12 protein-coding genes are annotated in these 15442 nt (G+C 72.6%); 4 read left to right on the top strand and 8 right to left on the bottom strand.

All coding sequences use genetic code 11. From position 1 onward, the window contains the following. Positions 1–63: 63 nt before the first annotated feature. The 3 genes from ACFFRH_RS00235 to ACFFRH_RS00225 all read right to left on the bottom strand — a co-directional run bounded on the left by ACFFRH_RS00235 (position 64) and on the right by ACFFRH_RS00225 (position 2884). Positions 64–513 (bottom strand): GNAT family N-acetyltransferase, encoded by a 450-nt coding sequence (locus tag ACFFRH_RS00235; protein WP_386153065.1) that lies wholly within the window; start codon positions 511–513, stop codon positions 64–66. Positions 514–608: 95 nt separating this feature from the next. After that, positions 609–1517, bottom strand: coding sequence for a phosphotransferase enzyme family protein (locus tag ACFFRH_RS00230; RefSeq protein ID WP_386153062.1), 909 nt, complete (start codon positions 1515–1517; stop codon positions 609–611). Next, positions 1514–2884, bottom strand: a complete 1371-nt coding sequence (locus tag ACFFRH_RS00225) for a helix-turn-helix domain-containing protein (RefSeq protein ID WP_386153058.1) — start codon at positions 2882–2884, stop codon at positions 1514–1516. Before ACFFRH_RS00225 ends, ACFFRH_RS00230 begins: the two co-directional genes overlap by 4 nt. A 299-nt stretch (positions 2885–3183) precedes the next feature. On the opposite strand from ACFFRH_RS00225, the gene ACFFRH_RS00220 reads away from it, so the two are divergent. From ACFFRH_RS00220 to ACFFRH_RS00205, 4 genes are all read left to right on the top strand, one after another. Next, complete coding sequence (locus ACFFRH_RS00220) at positions 3184–3684, top strand: ATP-binding protein (protein WP_386153055.1); 501 nt, start codon at positions 3184–3186, stop codon at positions 3682–3684. A 229-nt stretch (positions 3685–3913) separates the two neighbouring features. Further along, positions 3914–4762 (top strand): TetR/AcrR family transcriptional regulator, encoded by an 849-nt coding sequence (locus ACFFRH_RS00215; protein ID WP_386153052.1) that lies wholly within the window; start codon positions 3914–3916, stop codon positions 4760–4762. After that, complete coding sequence (locus ACFFRH_RS00210) at positions 4759–7320, top strand: PEP/pyruvate-binding domain-containing protein (protein ID WP_386153049.1); 2562 nt, start codon at positions 4759–4761, stop codon at positions 7318–7320. The genes ACFFRH_RS00215 and ACFFRH_RS00210 overlap by 4 nt, the downstream gene beginning before the upstream one ends. A gap of 287 nt (positions 7321–7607) precedes the next feature. Then, entirely contained in the window at positions 7608–8126 is a 519-nt protein-coding gene (locus tag ACFFRH_RS00205) for an O-acetyl-ADP-ribose deacetylase (RefSeq protein ID WP_386153047.1), read from the top strand. Between the two features lie 210 nt (positions 8127–8336). Here ACFFRH_RS00205 and ACFFRH_RS00200 read toward each other — a convergent pair whose 3' ends face one another. The 5 genes from ACFFRH_RS00200 to ACFFRH_RS00180 all read right to left on the bottom strand — a co-directional run bounded on the left by ACFFRH_RS00200 (position 8337) and on the right by ACFFRH_RS00180 (position 15350). Next, complete coding sequence (locus ACFFRH_RS00200) at positions 8337–9095, bottom strand: restriction endonuclease (protein ID WP_386153044.1); 759 nt, start codon at positions 9093–9095, stop codon at positions 8337–8339. A gap of 298 nt (positions 9096–9393) precedes the next feature. Beyond that, positions 9394–10200 (bottom strand): thioesterase II family protein, encoded by an 807-nt coding sequence (locus ACFFRH_RS00195; RefSeq protein ID WP_386153041.1) that lies wholly within the window; start codon positions 10198–10200, stop codon positions 9394–9396. Then, on the bottom strand, positions 10197–13382 hold the full coding sequence (locus tag ACFFRH_RS00190) for an SDR family NAD(P)-dependent oxidoreductase (RefSeq protein ID WP_386153038.1): 3186 nt from the start codon (positions 13380–13382) through the stop codon (positions 10197–10199). Before ACFFRH_RS00190 ends, ACFFRH_RS00195 begins: the two co-directional genes overlap by 4 nt. A 209-nt stretch (positions 13383–13591) precedes the next feature. Then, on the bottom strand, positions 13592–14476 hold the full coding sequence (locus ACFFRH_RS00185) for an NAD(P)-dependent oxidoreductase (protein ID WP_386153036.1): 885 nt from the start codon (positions 14474–14476) through the stop codon (positions 13592–13594). Between the two features lies 1 nt (position 14477). Then, positions 14478–15350, bottom strand: a complete 873-nt coding sequence (locus ACFFRH_RS00180) for an SAM-dependent methyltransferase (protein ID WP_386153033.1) — start codon at positions 15348–15350, stop codon at positions 14478–14480. Between the last annotated feature and the right edge of the window lie 92 nt (positions 15351–15442).

The raw sequence follows: 15442 nt of genomic DNA, 5'->3' as shown, positions 1-15442 counted from the left end.
AATTACCGCGACCACGGGAACACATGGACACGGTGACCGATCGCCCACGGTCACCGGTCCCGGTCAGGCCCCACCCTTCGGGAGGTCGATCTGGTAGAGGATGAATCCCCGGTTCACGGCCACCTCGTCGTAGAGCCGCCGGGCGGCGGTGTTGGTCTCCTGGGTGGACCAGTAGACCCGGCTGCAGTCGCGGGCGCGGGCCCACTCGGTCACCTCTCCGATCAGCGCCCGTCCCGCGCCCTTGCCCCTCGCCTGTGGCGCGGTGAACAGGTCCTGCAGGTAGCACACGTCCAGCGCCGTGGTGCTGGAGTGGATGAGGAAGTGCGCGATGCCGACCAGCTCGCCGTCGAGCCGCGCGCCGAGGGCGTGCATCCGGACGTCCTCCCGGAACTCGTTCCAGGCCCGGTCGTACAACTGGGGCGTGAGGGTGCGCCCGTAGAAGTCGTTGTAGCCGCGGAACAGGTTTTCCCATTGGGCACGGTCCGCGGACCTGAGCTTGCCGATGCTGAGCATGCGATGTCCTTCGAGCGAGGGCCGGGAGTTCAGCCCCTATGTCCCCCATGGAAACCGTCCCGAACGTTGACCGGGTGTCGCTTCCCGACAACCGGTCAACGGTACGGCTGCCACCTCACCGTCTGGTCGCGGGATCTGAAACTGCGCATGCGGTGCTCCCACTGCGGCCGGATGCCCGGGTTGCTGCGCAGGACGGGCACGACGCTGGTGACCAGCTTCAGCTCCCGGAGGCGGCGCAGGACCGGAAAGCCCGGCCAGCGGGTGACGTCGAAGCCGTAGCCCTCGGCGAGCGGCGTGTGCTCGTCCCAGGGATAGTCCATCCGCAGGCGCCCGACCGCGACGGGGGCCAGGTCCCACTCGCGCGGGCCGATCGCCGTGCTGTCGAAGTCGCACAGCACCGGCCCGCCGGGACCGGCGATGACGTTGCCCATGAACACGTCGCCGTGGATGACCCCGGCGGGGAGCACGTAGTCGAGCGCGGCGAGCCGTTCCTCGATCTCGTCGCACTCGTCGAGCAGGAAGGCGTGGTCGCCCGGGGACAGGTCCTCCGGCTCGTCCAGCCGCTGGCGGACCTCGGTCATCGGGGTCCACTCCGGCAGGTCCACCGGCGGGTCCGCGAGCGTGTGAAGCCGCCTGAGCACGGCGGCCAGGTCGCCGCCGCCGGGGCGCGGCCCCACCTCGGGGGTCTCCTCCCACAGGGTGACCAGGTGACCCTCCACCTGGAGCGGCTGCTCGCAGCCGGGCAGCAGCCGCACCGCCGGGAAGTCGTGGCCGGCGAGCCAGCGCGCGACCCGCACCACCGTCGACACGCGGGAACGCGCGGCCGAGGATCCGGCGACCCGCACCACCACGGGCTCCCGCCGCAGGCGGAAGACGGCGTTGTTGGTGAACTTGATCAGCTCGGCGTCGTCGGACACGAGCCCCGCCTGGGCGCAGACCGACGCCAGCAGCGAGTGGAGCCGGTCGCGAGTGAGCCCGCCGGCCTGGTCGGTGGTCATCGTCATGCGGCGCGCACCGCCGAGATCCGCTGGGCGAGGTCCTGCGCGTCGCCACTGTGCGCCCGCATCATGGCGACGGCCTGCAGCGGCGCGAGGCGGTCGATGATCCTCACCGAACGGATCTCGGTCGCCAGGGTGACGGCCTCGTCGCCGTTGGCGAGTCCCGAGCTCATGTCCCCCGCTCTGAGCCGCACCGTCGCGAGGGCCGTCAGCTCGAAGGCCCTGCTTCTGGCCATGCTCGGGTCGCGCTGCCCGAGCGCCTCGACGAGGAACCGCTCGGCGATGTCGAGGTGGCTGTCGAAGTGGGTCACGGCGAGGTCGGCGTGGACCATGCCGCTCGTGGCGTCGAGGTCGGCGGTGCCGAAGAAGCTCACCCAGGCGGGCGACTCGCGGTCACGGGCGCGGGCCAGCTCGTCGCTCGCCCTGTTGATCGACTTGAGGGCGAGGTCGCTGTCGCCCAGCAGCGCGTAGGCCCACGCCTCGTTGGCGAAGAGCATCGCCACGGTCCGCTCGCAGCTGGCGTCCTGCGCGCAGATCTGCCCGAGCTGGAAGAACCGCAGCGCGTCCAGGATGCGGTCGCAGTGCAGGTGGACCCGTCCCATCCGGTACAGGACGTTGGCCGCGAGCGAGGAGTTCCTCGCGTACTTGGCCTGCTCCAGCGCGCGGGCCAGGTGACCTCTCGCCGCCCCGTAGAGGCCGACGTCGAAGGAGGTCCAGCCCGCGAGGTTGTGCTGGTCGGCCAGTGCCTGGTGCAGCCGCAGGGTGACCGACTCCGGGCAGGCGGCCCGCAGCAGCCGCTGCGACCAGGTCAGCTGCGCCACCACCGCGTCACGGCAGACGCCGCCCCCGTGCCGGTAGTCCAGGGCGCGCAGCGTGCGGGTCACCGCCTCGATCTGCTCGACGTCGGCCATGCCGATGCGGTACGGGACGGGCGTCTCCGTGGGCGGCAGCGGCTCGGCCCACTCCTCGGCGTCCCCGACCGTCGTGCCGATGGTCACCTGCGCGGCGTGCGCGAGGAGGCGGCGCACCTGCTCGTCCTCGCAGGGGTCGTCGGGCTGCTCGGCCGCGGCCGTCCCGGCGAGCGCCGCGGAGGAGGAGTCGTAGGCGAGCCCCATGTAGCCGCGCGGGATTCCCAGCCCGTCGGCGATCCGGCCGAGCACCTCGTACGCCATCACCTGGCGGCCCTTGAGGATCTCGGAGATCTCCGACTGGGACTGGGCCGTGAGGGCGGCGATGTGACGCTGTGAGACCCCGATCCGCTGGAGTAACCGGTACACGGTCGCCATGTCGCGGGCGGCCAGAGCCTGGCGCATCTGCGGGCGTTCCCAGAGCGCTGGGTCGATTTCCTGCGCGTTCCCACTGCTGACGTTCATGCCGACCTTTCCCGGCCGAATCCCCTGACGGATCCCCTTGACGAGTTGCCTTGACGGGTTCCCTTGACGCCAAGGTAACCGGCGATCCCGTGCCGCCGAAGCCGTATCGGTACGACCGATCATGCAAGCTGATCGGCCCCGCCTATCAGCGAACCGATCTGCGGACAGTATTGGTCCTGCGACTCTCCGTATATCGGTCTTGTCCCGCACCATGGGTAATTCAGACCAGCGCGCGGCCGGGCATCCCGGCGACGGTGTCCCTGGTGCCCTACGCGATCCCTACGCGATGAGGAGCGACGATGCTCACCGAGCGCGCTCAGGCTCTGGAATTCGGCGTGCACGGCATGATCCACGGCCGCTTCCGGATGACCGCATGGTGCCTTCCTCCGGGCAACGCCGCCCGCCGCGCCCGCGAGCTGCTCCGTGACCTGCTGTCCCGGCCGCCCTTCGCCGCCCACGAGGTGGCCGAGCTGGAGGTCGTGGTCACCGAACTGGCCACCAACGCCGGCAGCTACGCCCCGGGCCCGTACGAGTTTCGCGTCCTGCACGACGAGGACCTGCCGATCAGGGCCGAGGTGGCCGACGCCGGCGGCGGGGTCCCGCTGATCGAACGCCTGCTGCACCGCCCGTTCACCGCCCCCGACCGCGTGGACGACCTGGAGCTCGGCGGGCGGGGCCTGCGGATCGTCGACGAGTTCACCGCGGGGCACTGCGGGGCCCGCTGGACGCGGCTGTGCGGCACCGGGCAGATCGGGACCGGCGTCTGGTTCGACCTGCCCGCGCACCGCCCCGGGCCGTAACCCCTCAGACCCCTCAGACCTCTCAGACCTCTCACGACCTTCGCGCCTCCGCGCGCACCGGACGTGCCCCCGGACCGCATGCCGGCACCGCCCCGCGCACCCCGTCCCCGCAGTGTCACGCCCCCCGCAGCGTCATACCGTCCCCGTACTGTCACCTTCCCGGCGATGTGGTACTAATTAAATGACCAGATAAGGTCATTTGGTCAAACTTACGGGAAATGGCGGTGCCGTGAAGCCGGAGACCAGGAAGGCGGGGCGACCCCCGCAGGACGCCTCGCACCGGCTCGCGCGGGCGCACCGCATCCTGGACACCACCGCCGGCCTCGTCCTGCGCTGGGGGTACGACAAGACCACCGTCGAGGACATCGCCCGGCGGACCGGGGTCGCCAAGGGCACGATCTACCTGCACTGGAAGACTCGCGAGGAGTTGTTCGCCGCGCTGGTGCGCCGCGAGCGGGTCGAGATGGTCACCGAGGTGCGGCGGCGGCTCGGGGACGGCCCGGCCACCCTCCGCGACCTGCTCAGGTCGCTCGCCTCGGAAGTCCTCGGCAGGCCCCTGATGCGGGCGAGCGTCCTGGGCGACTCGGAGGTGCTGGGCAGGCTCACGCGCCAGAAGCGGGACGGCGCGGCCGGCGCCGAACTGGGCGGCGACTTCCAGACCTACGTCGCCACGCTGCGGAGACACGGCGCGCTGCGGAGCGACCTGTCGCCCGCCGAGCACGTGACCATGCTCGTCTCCGTGCTGTACGGGTTCCTGCTCGTCTCGCCGAAAATGCCGGCCGGATACCGGCCGCCCGACGAGCGGCTGGCGGAGCTGATCGCCGACGCCGGCGGCAGCGCGACGGAGGTCGCGGGCCCGCTCCCCCCCGACGTCACCCAGGCGGTGACGCGGGCCACCCTGGAGTACGTCGACGCCGTCGTGGAGGCCGCGCGGCGGAAACTGCGCGTCTCCCTCGGCTTCGCGGAGAACGGGACGTCCGGGGAAAACAGGACGTCCGAGGAGAGCGAGACATCCCGGGAGACCGGGGAGACCGGGAAGTCGAAGAAGTCAGAGAAGTTCGAGGAGAACGCGCGGTGAAGACCCTCCCCCTTGACGACGAAACGGCCGACCTCGCGCTGGCGGGCGGCAAGGGAGCCTCGCTGGCCCGGCTGGCCCGCGCGGGCCTGCCGGTTCCCGGCGGCTTCCACGTCACCACGGACGCCTACCGCGACTTCGTCTCGCGCGACGGGCTGAACGACCAGATCATGGAGGCCGTCTCGGGCATGCCCGCCGAACAGGCGTCGCGGCGGATCGCGGCACTGTTCTCCGAGCGGGAGATACCGGCGGAGACCGCCGCCGAGATCCGCGCGGCCCACGCGAGGCTCGGCGAGGACGTGCCGGTCGCCGTGCGCTCGTCGGCCACGGCGGAGGACCTCCCGGACATGTCGTTCGCCGGGCAGCAGGACACCTACCTCAACATCCGGGGCGACGGCCTGCTGGACGCGGTCCGGCGCTGCTGGGCCTCGCTGTGGACCGCGCGTGCCATCGCCTACCGGGCCGCGAACGGCGTGCCGCAGGAGGACGTGGCGCTGGCCGTGGTGGTCCAGGAACTGGTGGCCGCCGACGCCGCGGGCGTCCTGTTCACCGCGAACCCGGTCACCGGCGCACGCGACCAGATCGTGATCAACGCCTCGTGGGGCCTGGGCGAGGCCGTCGTCGGCGGGCAGGTGACACCCGACACCGTCATCGTCGCCAGGAACAGCGGCGAGGAGGGGGAGAGCGTAGAGATCGTCGAGGAGCGCGTCGGCGACAAGACCGTCATGACGGTCCGCGTCCCCGGCGGCACCCGCGAGGAACCCGTACCCGAGGACCTGCGCCACCGGCCCGTACTCGACCCGGCCCAGGTGACCCGGCTCGCGCGGCTCGCGACGGAGATCGAGGAACTGTACGGGACGCCCATGGACGTGGAGTGGGTCAGGCGCGAGGGGACGTTCCTCGTCGTGCAGGCCCGCCCGATCACCCGGCTCAGGCGGCGGGTCGAGGAGTGGAACGACAGCCTGATCGGCGACTACCTGTGGACCGGCGCCAACCTCGGCGAGGCCATCCCCGACGTGATGACGCCGTGCACGTGGTCACTCGTCCAGATCTTCATCGGGGAGGCGATGTCGACGTCGGCGCTGCCGGGCTTCACCGTGGTCGGCAACATCGGCGGCCGCTTCTACATGAACCTGAGCGTCGTGTTCTCGGTGGCGCGCGCCCTGGGCATGCGGAAGCGGCTCGGCGCGGTCGAGCAGGTCTTCGGCAGGCTGCCGCGCGGCCTGGACGTGCCGCTGCTGCCCGCCTCGCGCTGGCAGATCGTCAAAAGCGTGCTGCCGCTCGTCTTCACCCTGCGCAGGCGGATCGCGGCCAACACCGAAAGGATGCCCGGTTTCCTCGCCACCGCGCGGCGGCGATGCGAGGAGCTGCGCGAGCGGATCGCCGCGACCGCGACCGCGGGCGAGCTGGCCGGGCTGTGGGAGAGCGAGCTGCTTCCGTACTTCGTCGAGGCCTGCCAGACCCTGGAGGCCGCCGGGCGGCAGGGCGGCAACACCCTGGTCATGACCCGCGCCAGGCTGCGCGAGACGGTGGGCGAGCAGGACGCCGAGGCCATGCTCACCGGTGCCAACGCCGACGGGGAGCTCGCCAGCCTCGGGACGATCGTCGGCCTGGAGAGGCTCGCCGCGAAGGAGATCGACAGGGAGACGTTCGCCCGTCTCTACGGGCACCGGGGCGCGCACGAGTTCGAGGTCTCCATCCCCCGGCCCGGGGAGGACCCCCGGTGGATCGACGCGCAGCTCGCGGCCGTTCCCGGGAGCAGCGGGCACGCCGGTACGCTGCTCGACCACCAGCGGAAGGCGCGCGAGGCGGCCTGGAGGCGCTTCGAGGAGCGTTACCCCCGCAGGGTGGCGGGGACGCGCCTGCGGGTGGCGCGGTGGAACGCGATCGTCCGCGACCGGGAGAGCGCCCGCTCGGAGGTGGTCCGCGCCTTCTGGGCGCTGCGCGCCTTCGTCCTGCGGGCCGGTGAGCTCACCGGCCACGGCGACGACCTGTTCTTCCTGTCGATCCAGGAGATCCTCGCCGTCCTGCGCGGCGACGACACCCCGACGGCGCGGGTGGCGGTCCGGCGGGCGACGTACGAGCGGTACGCGGCCCTGCCCGCCTACCCCACGCTGATCGTCGGCCGTTTCGACCCGGAACGCTGGGCCGCCGACCTCGACCGGCGCGGGGACATCTTCGACGCCAGGGGCGGCGGCGCCCCGGTGAGCGACACCGTGACCGGCTTCCCCGGAGCGCCGGGCGTCGTCGAGGGCGTGGTCCGCGTCATCGCCGGTCCCGAGGACGGCGACAGGCTCGCCCCCGGCGAGATCCTCGTGACGACGCTGACCAACATCGGCTGGACCCCGATGTTCCCCCGCGCCGCCGCCGTGGTGACCGACATGGGCGCCCCCCTGTCACATGCCTCGATCGTCGCCCGCGAGCTCGGCATCCCGGCCGTGGTCGGCACCGGCAACGCGACCATGCGCCTGCGCGACGGCGACCGGATCAGGGTCGACGGCGAGCGCGGCACGGTCGAGCTGCTGGAGCCGCGATCCCCCGCTCCCACGCCGGAGTCGTGATCCCCGCCCGCGCACCGGGTCACGGGTTCCGAGGCCGCATGGACCGGGCCACCGCATCGCACCGGCCGTTCCGGCGCGGTGAGGATCGAGGTCGAGGCCTGCGACACCCGGGTGGTGCTCAGGCGGGACCCACGGCACGTCCGGGACGAAACGACGAGGAAGACGGAGAAACCGGGGAACACGGGGAAGACGGGAAGACGGGGAAGACGGGGAAGACGTCAGAGCGCCGGAAACCGGGGAAGGACCCGATACGAGAGAAGACGGACCACCGAGGAAGGCCATGGCTCATGAGGATCACGCTGGTCCGGGGGGACATCACCACGCAGGACGTCGACGCCGTCGTCAACGCCGCCAACTCCTCACTCATGGGCGGCGGCGGGGTCGACGGGGCCATCCACCGGCGCGGCGGCCCCGCCATCCTCGCCGAATGCAGGGAACTGCGCGCCTCCCACTACGGCAAGGGACTCCCCACCGGACAGGCCGTGGCCACCACCGCGGGAGACCTCCCGGCCCGCTGGGTCATCCACACCGTCGGGCCCGTCCACTCCCTCACCGAGGACCGCACGCACCTCCTGGTCTCCTGCTATCGCGAATCCCTCCGCGTCGCCGACGAACTCGGCGCCATCAGCGTCGCCTTTCCCGCCGTGTCGGCGGGAATCTACGGCTGGCCGATGGACGACGCCGCCCGTACCGCCATCGACACCGTGCGGGCCACCCGGACGCAGGTGACGGACCTGCGGTTCGTCCTGTTCACCCCGGAGGCCCACGCCGCCTTCGAAGAGGCCCTCGACACCACGGGATCATGAGCCGCCCCCGGCCGGACGGACCCGGTGCCGGCACCGGCTCACCCGGAAGAGACTCCGGCTCACCTGGGAGAGACACCCGCCCACCCGGGAGACTCGCCGGTCGCCGCCACCGCCTTCCGGCACACCCCCTTCACCCCGCCGTGCACCGCCATGCCCTGCCGTATCCCGTCGTGTGCCGGTGGGCGACGCGGTCGTGCGGTCGTGCGGTCGTCAGGCCGGCTCGTCGCCGAGTGCTCCCTCCAGACCCAGCTCGCCGTCCGGGTAGGGCGTCGCGGGACGGCGCCCCGGCAGGAACCGCCGGGCGGCCCCGTGGCGTACCCGCGGGGCGAGGGTGAAGGACCCGGTGAACCAGGCGGCGAGCGACGCGCGGTCGATCAGCGTCAGGCCGGTGCCCTCCGCGTACTCCCTCGCCGGAGCGGTGAAGGTCGCCGAGGTGACGAGCACGCCACGGTGGCCGGGATAGGCGTGGAGCGCGCCGAGAAGGTCGCGGATCTGGGGTGATCCCACCGAGGTGCTCCAGCGCTTGCACTGGATGACGAAGCGGTCGCCGCCGGGCGCGGTCGCGACGACGTCGACACCGCCGTCGCCGCTGCCGCCGATCCTGCGCACCCCGCGGAAGCCCTCGCGCCGCAGCAGGGCCTCGACGAGGGCCTCGAACCGGTCACCGGTCATGCGGTCGACGCGTTCGAGGCGCGCGTTGTGCTCCAGCCACTCCCGCTCCCGGGCCTCGATCACCCGATGACGGAGCAGGAGCACCCCGGCCAGACCCGCGATCAGCACGATCGTGCCACCGATCACCAGCTGCCAGTTGGCGACGACGACGTCGACGAGCCACATCGCGGCCACGAAGAGGGCCACGGCCGCGACCGCCCACAGGAACCGGTCGCCGTCGCCCTTGCGGCGGCGCGGTCTTCGCCCGCCGGACGCCCGCCGTCGTACCGCCTTGGCGGGTGTCCGTCGCCGTGCCATCGCGCACCTCCGGGGGACGAGGTCGGAACGTTGCCGCTGACCCTGTCGACTCTGACAACGGGTACCGACAATTTCCAGGACGGCGCACTTCGGGACGACCGGCGAACGCGGATTCGTACCGGCCGCATCGGACACCCCGCCGCGCCCGCGAACCACGGAAGCCACGGGAACCACGGGAACCACGGGAACCACGCGGATCATGCGAACCGTGCGGGTCATACGAACCGTGCGACGTGTGCGACCCGTGCGGACCTATCCGGCACGGCCGCCTCCGGATCGCGCGTCCCTGCCGGGGACCTCACTCGTGCCGGGAAGAAACGGGTGAGTCCCCGCGAAATACCTGGTCGGTGTCTCCGCCGCCGGCGAGGCGCTCCGCGATGTCGGCGACGAGTGCCGCCTCGGCGTCCGCCGGATGGAAGTGGCCCCCGGGGAAGGTCCGCAGCTCGAAGCCGGAGCCCGCGACGTGGCTCCAGGCACGCATCTCCCCGTGGCTCACGCGCGGGTCGTCCGTCCCCCGGTAGCCGACGATCGGAGCGGTGACCGGCGGGGTGGACGCGGGCCGGTAGGCGTGCAGGAGATCGTGGTCGGCCCGCAGCGCGATCATCGCCAGGTCCATCAGCTCCGGGAAGCGCAGGAGCGTCGGATTCTCGGCCGCGGCCTGCTCGGCGAGCTGGCGGTCACCGAGGGGGATCCTCCTCGCGTCGTCCGCGCACAGGTGTGGCGCCGTGTACCCAGACACCAGCAGCGCCGCCGGGGAGATCCGGTGCTGTCCGGCGAGCCTGACCGCGACCTCGTACGCGACCACGGCGCCCATGCCGTGCCCGAACAGGGCGAGCGGCCGGTCCGCCAGGGGGACCAGCACCCGGCAGACGTGGTCGACGAGCGGTTCCATCCGGTCGATCGGCCGCTCGTTGACGCGGTTCTGCCTGCCGGGGTAACACACGGCGGAGAGCTCGACGTCGGCGGGCAGCCGGTCCTGCCAGCCGCGGTAGGACATCGGGGCGTCCCCCGCGTGGGGGAAGCAGACGAGACGCACGCGAGGCTCGGCGAGCGAGCGCTGCCTGCGCAACCACGCGCGGGAGTCTGCCGGGATCGTCTCGGTCATGGGAGGTCGTTCCTTCCGAGGACCGCGTACGGACTGACCGCCTCCGGCTCCCCCTCCCCCCCGGCCCGAGGGGTCGTGTCTCCGTACGCGCGAGGCTCCTCCCCGGCCGCCGGGGTCGCGGCGAGGTGGCGCGGGCGGAGGGGTTGTGACCGGGCGCCCGGCACCAGGGGTCGCCGGGCGGGATCCGTGTCCCCCGGCGGGCGGGAGGAGACGACGACCTGCCCCAGCGGAAGGGCCGCCAGGCACCTCTCGAAGAGCGTCACCCCCTCCTCGGGGCTCAGCCCTCCGGCCAGGCTCCTCCCGGTGAGCTCGCGGTGACGGCGTTCCGCGTCGCGGGCCGATCCCACACCGTTCCACCGGTCCCAGTCGATCGACAGCACCGGTACGCCTCCGCCGTCGCGCCGCGCGCCGAGGGCGAACGTGTCGAGGAAGGCGTCCGCGGCCCCGCGACAGGTGAGCCCGGGATTCCCGGAGAACGACGCCAGCGAGGAGAACAGCACCACGAAGTCGGGAAGCGCGCCCACCTCCCGCAGGACCGACACCAGGGTGGCGGTCCCCTCGGTCTTGGCCCGCAGGGCGGCGGCGACGCCGTCCTCGGTGAGGAACTCCGCCATGCCCTCCCCCGGCACGCCCGCGGCGTGGATCACCCCGTGGATCTCGCCGAACCGCGTCCGCGCCTCCTCGAGGACCTCCCTGAGGCGCCGGGCGTCGGCGACGTCGGCACCGCGCACCAGCACGTCGTCTCCCCGCTCCGCGAGAAGCGCCTCCAGCGCCGCGCCCTCCCGGCTGCCGGAGCCGCCGCCCCCACCCGGACCGCTCTCCTCCCTGGCCCCCTCGAACCTCCCGGACTTCTCGAAGGCGCCGTCCCCTCCGGCGCCGCCCGGCGTCTCCGCGGGACCGGCGAACCCCTCGGAACCGTCCGAGCCTTCGGGATGACCCCCCTGCCTTCCGGGGCCGTACGACGGGAACGTCCCGGGCTCCTCGCGCCCGATCAGGACGAGCCGCGCCGAGTGGGTGGCCGCGAGGTGCCCGGCCAGCCGCAGCCCGATCCCGCCCGTCCCCCCGGTGATCACGTAGGTCCCGCCCCGGCGCACCGAGGGACTTCCGTACGTACCGGGCTCCACGTCCAGCGGCTCGAACCCGCGCAACCAGCGGTGACCCGCCCTCAGGCCGACCAGGTCCTCGTACGGCGGCCGGCAGAGCTCGGCCAGGAGGTCCGCGGCCCGGATCCCGTGGTCGCCGGGGTCGCCCGGGTCAAGGTCCACGAGCCGGACACGCGTGCCGGTCAGCTCGTGGCGGAGCGGCCCCGCGGCTCCGACCGTGAGGGCCGCCCGCGGGTCGAGGCGCTCGCCCCCGGTGATCTCCAGGGCTCCCCGGGTGACGAGGCAGAGATCGGTCTCCGGCCGGCCGCTCAGGGCACGGGCCAGCCCGGCGACGTGGCCCAGCGGCGGGCAGACCTGTGCGGGCAGCGATGCTCCCCAGAGGCAGACGATCCGCGACGGCCCGTCCGCGTCGCCCTCCACCGCCTTCAGGAGCTGCTCGTAGTCCTCCCCGCACCGGGGATCGATCGTGATCCGGTTCCGGGCCGCGAGGTGGAACGCGCGCCCCGGGGTGACGACGACGGTCGCGGCCCCGTACGCCTCCAGCCTCGCGACGATCGCCTCGGCGAGGGGCGACGAGTCGGAGAGCAGGATCCAGCGGTGTTCCCGCACGGCGGGACCGGGATCCACCGGCGGCACCTCCACGGCCCGTTTCCAGGTGATCCCGTACAGAGCTCCGGACGAACGTTCCCGCACGGTGACGGCGGAATCCGTGACGGCGGAATCCGTGACGGGGTCCATGACCGGGTCCATGACCGGGTCCGACAGCGGGTCCGTGACACGCGGCCGGTTCGGCAGGTGCGCGACGGCCGGCCGGTCCCGCGGATGGACGACGGCCGGCCGATCCGGTGAGGGAACGACGGCCGGCACGAAGGGGTGGGGCACCGCGGGCGGCCCGAGCCGCCACTCCGGCCGCGGGGAGGGCGGGTCGACCTCGACGCCCGCCTCCCCCAGCCGGGCCGGCGCGCCGAGCAGGACCTCCCCGCCGGTTCGTTCCTCCGTCTGATGGCGGGTCACGTTGACGACGACGGAGTCCGTGCCCGCTCGTGCTCTCGCCAGCGTGGTCAGCGTCGTGCCCGGTCCCACCTCGACGAGGATCTTCGGGCCGTCCGCCAGGACGTGGCCGAGTCCGGCGTCGAAGCGGACCGTCGCCCGGAGATGGGTGACCCAGTACTCGGGGTCGGCGAAGTCGGCGTCGCCGGTCCCCGTCACGCTGGATACCAGGCGCACAGAGGGGCGGCGCAGCGGGACGCCGTCGAGGAACGCGCGGAACTCGTCGATCACGGGTTCGACCAGGGCCGAGTGCGCGGCGGTGCTGAGCGGCAGGAGGCGGCAGGTGATCCCGCGCCGGTCCAGGAGCTCCCTGACCTCGGCGACATGGGCGGCGGGACCCGCGAGCACGCAGGACTCCGGGCCGTCGACCGCCGACAGGCACACCCCCTCCCCGAGGAAGGGCTCGACCTCCCGCTCGGAGGCCGGAACCGCCAGCATCGCCCCGTCGCGCAGGGTGGACAGAAGCTCTCCGCACCTGGTCACGACGGCGAGGGCGTCGCGCAGCGACATGACACCCGCCACGCAGGCCGCGGCGTACTCACCGAGGCTGTGTCCCATCAGCAGGGAAGGGCTCACCCCCCGCGCCATGAGGAGCCGGGCGAGCGCGATCTCCATGACGAACACGGCGGTCAGCGCCGACGAGGGATCGGTCTCCCCTGCCATTCCTGCCCCTGCCTCCCCGTCCGGGAGCGCGACGGCCTCATCGGGCTCGCCGGACTCGTCGGACTCGTCGGACTCGTCGGGGAAGACCGGTGCCGCGCCCGCCCACAGGGGGTGCAGCCGTTCGGTGGCGGAGCGGTCGGGCAGCAGGCCCAGGCACTCGTCCACGGCCTCGCGGAAGACCGGTTCGTCGCGGTAGAGGTCGCGGCCCATCCCGGGATACCCCGTCCCCCCGCCGGGGAACATGAACACCACGTCGCACCCCGTACGGACGGTGGAAACGGGCGCGCCCGGAAGGCGGCGGGTGATGCCCTCGGCCGCGATGTCGGCACCCGGAACATCGAGATCGGGAGCGCCCGGATCGGGCATGCCGGGACCTCGGGGACCGGGACCAGGACCCCCGGGGCCGGGAGTGCCGGGGGTGCCGGGACCGGGGCTCCCCGGGCCGGGAGTGCCGGGACCGGGGATTCCGGGACCGGGGACGGCCGGGTCGGGAAGGCCGGGACCGGGAGTGCCCGGCCTCGGGAAACCGGACCCCGGCTCGCCGCCAATCGGTTCAAACCCGTGCATGCTTCCTCTCAGCGGTTATGGACGGCCATTCGGCGGCTGCGGAACTGTTCGGTGAGCACCGCCACGTGCTCGCGCCGGTAGCCCTGCTCCATCGCCCTCAGCACGCGCTCGCGCATCACGGCGAGGTAGGACTGCTCGATCCCCGCCCGCTCCGCGACGCCCGCCAGGTTGTTGAGGACGTCCAGGTGCGAGGTGAGCGGAGCCTGCTCGAAGGTGTAGTCACGGCGCGCGATGAGGCCGAGGCCGACGCCGATCGTGTTCTGGAAACCGGGGTCGTAGAGCGGCACGGACTCCGCGAAGTCGTTGAGGGGGACTCCCATGCTCTCCGCGATGGCCGAGCATTCGAGGAAACCGTTGACGAAGGCGTAGTAGAAGGCCCGGGAGACGACGTGGTACGCCTTGGCGTAGCCGGGGTCGGCGCCCAGGCGCACCTGCTTGCCGGACAACGCCTCGGTCACGCCCGCCAGCTCCTTGAAGTCCTCGGCCGCCCCGCCGTAGACGGCGAAACAGTCTTCGGTGCCGATGGCGTCCGGGTGGTTGAGGATCGCGGCCTCCAGGTATCTGCCTCCCGCGACCTCCACCCGCTTCCGCAGGGGGGCGACGTCGTCGGGGATGCCGCTGGCGTGCTGGACGACGAGCCTGCCGGAGAGGTCGGCCGCGGCCTCGTCGAGGACCGCGTGGGTGATCTCGTAGTTGAGGAGGCACAGCAGCACGATCGGGGAGTCCTCGATCGCCTCGGCCGCCGTCGCGTGGAGGTAGACGTCCCGTCCCGCGAGCCGCTCCGAGCGTTCCGGCGTGCGGTTCCAGACCGAGACCTCCAGGCCGGAGTCGACGCAGGCCCGTACGACCGCGGAACCGACCACCCCGGTCCCGATGACCGTCACATCCGCCATGTCAGTGCTCCATCCTGGTGAAGGTCATGACCACCCCGCCGACCTCGGCGACGTCCGCCCACGCGGCGAAGGCACCGAGCCGCCGCGCGGTGCCGGGCGCCCCGCGCCCGGTCTCCGGCCGCGCCCTGTGCTCCCGCGTCCCGCGCGTGAACCGGGAGAAGGAGTCACGTACGTTCTCGGTGATGTCGACGAGCTCCGTGGCGGCCATCCCGGCCCGCCGCGCCGCCGACAGGTGGTCTTCCGGCGCGTCGAGCGACACGACGTTCGACGCTGCGTTCGGCACGACGTTCGGCACGGTCAGGTAGGAGGTGATGCGGTCGCGGATCTCCTCGGTCAGCGGAACCCGCGGGTAAGGGGTCTCGACCACCAAGCGGCCCCCCGGGCGCAGGATCCTGGCGATGCTCCGGTAGAAGGCCGCGACGTCGAGGTGCGGGGTGACCTCCAAGGCCAGTACCGCGTCGAACGCGGCGTCGGCGAACGGCAGGTCCAGCGCGTCGAGGTGCCGGAACCGCACCGTCTCCGCCACGCCCTGCGCCGCGGCGTGCTCGGCTCCGTCACGCAGGGCCTCCCGGTCGACGTCGATCGCCACGACCCGCGCGCCCGAAGTCCGGGCCAGGCGCACCGCCGGACGACCGTCGCCACAGCCGACGTCCAGCACCCGGGAGCCCTGCCCCACCCCCAGCCTGGCCAGCACGAAGTCGGTCATCCGCTCCGTGGCCGCCAGGATCGGCGCGGCGTCGCGGGCACCCGCCCGGAAGCCGTCGTGCCGGTCGGGCCTCGCGATCTCACCCATCAGTGCCGTGAGCTCGTTGTAGGTCGACTCGATCTTCGAGGACGGCGGAGGAGGGCCGGTCCTGACGTTTCCCGCGTCCATCCGGAATTCGGGGTCGTCACCATCCAGACCAGAAATGGGGGACCTCCTTCAACCAGACTCAACCAGATTTGACCAGAGAAACGCGAGTTACC

The sequence above is a fragment of the Streptosporangium vulgare genome (assembly GCF_042428775.1).
GTDB classification, from domain to species: Bacteria; Actinomycetota; Actinomycetes; order Streptosporangiales; family Streptosporangiaceae; genus Streptosporangium; species Streptosporangium vulgare.
This window is presented reverse-complemented; position numbering and strand designations above follow the sequence as displayed.